The sequence below is a fragment of the Lelliottia sp. RWM.1 genome, assembly GCF_016859735.1.
In the GTDB taxonomy this organism is placed as follows: Bacteria; Pseudomonadota; Gammaproteobacteria; order Enterobacterales; family Enterobacteriaceae; genus Enterobacter.
This window is the reverse complement of record NZ_WLVC01000099.1, coordinates 1-3,780: the sequence shown is the minus strand read 5'-3', so window position 1 is coordinate 3,780 and position 3,780 is coordinate 1. Positions and strand designations below refer to the sequence as shown.

Annotated in this window: 3 protein-coding genes and 1 pseudogene; 1 reads left to right on the top strand and 3 read right to left on the bottom strand. The window is 57.4% G+C overall.

What is annotated here, in order from left to right:
• Positions 1-74 precede the first annotated feature (74 nt).
• A pseudogene (mphR(A), locus tag GF617_RS26495) lies at positions 75-557 on the top strand (macrolide-binding transcriptional repressor MphR(A)); the annotation flags it as partial.
• Between the two features lie 492 nt (positions 558-1,049).
• Here mphR(A) and GF617_RS26490 read toward each other — a convergent pair.
• The 3 genes from GF617_RS26490 to chrA all read right to left on the bottom strand — a co-directional run bounded on the left by GF617_RS26490 (position 1,050) and on the right by chrA (position 3,562).
• Positions 1,050-1,814 (bottom strand): IS6-like element IS6100 family transposase, encoded by a 765-nt coding sequence (locus GF617_RS26490; protein ID WP_001389365.1) that lies wholly within the window; start codon positions 1,812-1,814, stop codon positions 1,050-1,052.
• 226 nt (positions 1,815-2,040) lie between these two features.
• Entirely contained in the window at positions 2,041-2,346 is a 306-nt protein-coding gene (locus tag GF617_RS26480) for a PadR family transcriptional regulator (protein WP_000130000.1), read from the bottom strand.
• A gap of 10 nt (positions 2,347-2,356) precedes the next feature.
• On the bottom strand, positions 2,357-3,562 hold the full coding sequence (chrA, locus tag GF617_RS26475) for a chromate efflux transporter (RefSeq protein ID WP_000184001.1): 1,206 nt from the start codon (positions 3,560-3,562) through the stop codon (positions 2,357-2,359).
• Positions 3,563-3,780: the final 218 nt, after the last annotated feature.

Here is a 3,780-nt window from a genome sequence, read left to right as displayed (position 1 = left end):
TGACTGGCGAATATCTTTGGCCCAAGGAACCGAAAGCTTAGGGTGTCATTTCGCCCTCAGCCGGAACCGACCCCAAGGAGGTGGGGCTCTCCCGCGCAGCGTTAATCCAGCGCTTCACCAACCGCGATACGCTGCTGGTGAGGATGATGGAGCGCGGCGTCGAGCAGGTGCGGCATTACCTGAATGCGATACCGATAGGCGCAGGGCCGCAAGGGCTCTGGGAATTTTTGCAGGTGCTCGTTCGGAGCATGAACACTCGCAACGACTTCTCGGTGAACTATCTCATCTCCTGGTACGAGCTCCAGGTGCCGGAGCTACGCACGCTTGCGATCCAGCGGAACCGCGCGGTGGTGGAGGGGATCCGCAAGCGACTGCCCCCAGGTGCTCCTGCGGCAGCTGAGTTGCTCCTGCACTCGGTCATCGCTGGCGCGACGATGCAGTGGGCCGTCGATCCGGATGGTGAGCTAGCTGATCATGTGCTGGCTCAGATCGCTGCCATCCTGTGTTTAATGTTTCCCGAACACGACGATTTCCAACTCCTCCAGGCACATGCGTAAACGGAGGTGTGCAGAGTCCCTGCGGCAGGCGACGAACACGACCGTCGTCGATTAGTACCGGTACGGTCGGTGGTATCGAAGTCTTGATCACCACTCAGGTCTACGGCTTACAAATGGTGACCATCCCGATACTTGCGTCAGAGCACCGGGCCGATTCTTTGACAGTGAATCACTCCCGTAAGGTTGTGCCGGTGTGGGTGTCCCGGGTCGAGACGATACTCCGCCAATGCGCCCAGCAAACAACCTGGCCATCGCAGGTGGTGGGGAGCGGTGTGGCGGATGAGTTGGACAAGTTGGTGTAGCAGCACGAGCACGGCGAGATAACATCGCAGGAGTTCGACATGCTCAAGAGACAGCTGATTGCGAATCGCGATGCAGATTCATAACCCGATTGCGGGTTGGCTTCACTCCACCATCACCGAGCAGACTAGCACGGCGGGCTCTGTTGCAAAGATTGGCGGCAGTCAGAGGTAGGCTGTCGCTCTGCGCCGATCAGGCGGCTGCTGCGAAATGGTGGTTGAGCATGCCCATGGCCTCCGTCAGCGCCGAGGGCCCAATGCCAAAAGCTCTCTCCACAAGGCGCACCTCGCCCCTGATGCCGGGCTGCAGGCACCAGGGGCGAGCCTGTCCTTTGCGCAGGGCTCGCATGACTTCGAATCCCTTGATCGTGGCATAGGCCGTGGGGATCGATTTGAAACCGCGCACCGGCTTGATCAGTATCTTGAGCTTTCCGTGATCGGCCTCGATCACGTTATTGAGATACTTCACCTGCCGGTGGGCCGTCTCCCGGTCCAGCTTTCCTTCGCGCTTCAATTCGGTGATCGCTGCACCATAGCTCGGCGCTTTGTCGGTATTGAGCGTGGCAGGCTTTTCCCAGTGCTTCAGGCCTCGCAGGGCCTTGCCCAGGAACCGCTTCGCTGCCTTGGCGCTGCGGGTCGGCGACAGGTAGAAATCGATCGTGTCGCCCCGCTTGTCGACTGCCCGGTACAGGTAGGTCCACTTGCCCCGCACCTTGACGTAGGTTTCATCCAGGCGCCAGCTCGGATCAAAGCCACGCCGCCAGAACCAGCGCAGCCGCTTCTCCATCTCCGGGGCGTAGCACTGGACCCAGCGATAGATCGTCGTATGGTCGACCGAAATGCCGCGTTCCGCCAGCATTTCCTCAAGGTCGCGATAGCTGATCGGATAGCGACAATACCAGCGCACCGCCCACAGGATCACATCACCCTGGAAATGGCGCCACTTGAAATCCGTCATCGTTCCGTCCGTCCAATCTCCGCCAAGCATGCTCAAGCTTCACGATTTTTGCAACAGAGCCCACACGAGTATTGAGCATAGTCGAGATTGGTGCAGATCACTTCTGATATTGAACTGTCAGGAGCTGGCTGCACAACAGCCATTACGCCCAATCAACTGGTGCAGTCGTCTTCTGAAAATGACAATCCAGTTAGGGTATAGCTCAACCTGACATAGAAGCAAAAACTCAACCACCTTCTACCAACTCTCCGAACAGCTCCTTGACCTTTGTTTTCGCATCAGCAAGTGCAGTTCTGCCTTGTTCAGTGATGTCATAAACACGCCGTTCACGTCGCCCGGTGCGTTCGTGGCGTGAGGTCAGATAGCCTTTTTTTTCCAGGCCGTGCAGCATCGGGTACACGGTGCCAGCGCTCATCTCGTAGCCGTGTCGGCGTAGCTCTTCGATGATCCCCAGCCCAAAGACAGGTTCCTCGGCTGCATGGTGAAGGATGTGCAGGCGGATCAAACCGCCGTAGAGGTCTTTGTCAGTCATTTTTTGTGCCTCACAGAGCGACGCTCAACAGCCACCCAGCTGCACCGCTACCGAGGACAACCAGCCACGGCGGGAGCTTCCAGAACATAAGTGCGACAAGGGCAACTAATGCCAAGCCGAAGTCTTGCGGCTGAAAGATGGCGCTAGTCCATACAGGCTGATACAGCGCGGCCAGCAGCAAGCCGACTACAGCGGCATTGATCCCGGCCAGCGCAGCTTGGATGCCTGTATTGCGGCGCAAACGCTCCCAAAATGGCATTGATCCGACGACCAGCAAGAACGAGGGCGCGAAGATAGCCAGCAGACACACAATGCCGCCGATCCAGCCCGACGGGGCGGTGTTCATCGAGGCACCAAGAAACGCGGCGAACGTGAACAAAGGGCCGGGCACCGCTTGAGCTGCCCCGTACCCCGCGAGAAAGGATTCATTGTTGACCCAGCCGGAGGGCACCACTTCGGCTTGCAGTAATGGCAGCACAACGTGACCACCGCCGAACACCAGTGATCCGACACGATAGAAGGAATCCACCATTGCCATGGTTTGACTTGGCATCAGTTCGGCCAACACCGGCAGGCCAATCAGCAAGACAAAGAACAGCGAGAGCCAAAGCACGCCGGCCCGGTGACTGACCGTGATAGGTAGGGGGTCATGCTCAACAACTTTCGCTGGCTTGAACAATAACCGGCCTGCGATGCCTGCGATAGCAATCACGCCAACCTGTCCCCACGCGGACGGCACAAGTAAAACGACGCAGGTAGCAATTGCCATGATGGTGACTCGCAGCCCATCCGTGCATAGGTTACGCGCCATGCCCCATACTGCTTGAGCGACCACGGCCACAGCCACCACTTTTAAGCCATGCAACGCGCCCTGCGAGACGTAATCGCCATAGCTGGAGATGCCGAGCGCAAAAAGGATCAAGGCTATGGCAGACGGCAGCGTGAAGCCAGCCCAAGCAGCCAGCGCCCCGCTGTATCCAGCCCGAGACAGTCCTACCGCTATGCCGACCTGGCTGCTTGCAGGCCCTGGCAAGAACTGACAAAGCGCGACCAAGTCAGCATAGCTCCGTTCGGAGAGCCAGCGCCGCCGTGTGACAAATTCGGCGCGGAAGTAGCCCAAGTGCGCAATGGGGCCGCCAAAAGATGTCAATCCAAGCCGCAGAAAAATAAGAAAGACCGACCATGGTCTGCTGTCATCGGTAGGGTTATTCGTCATACTTTCGCCTTCATGATCTGCAACGAGTTGATCAATAATAAGCGAAATTCGATAACGAAATTCGATATAAATCTAGAAAAAAATACCTCTATGTGTACTACGCAGTTTTAGCTGTGGCTTTCACAGGAGCACGCTTACTTACGGCTTAGCGTGCTTTATTTAATGAGATGGTCACTCCCTCCTTCCCGGTATTATGCTGAGGACAGGCTTTCATTCGG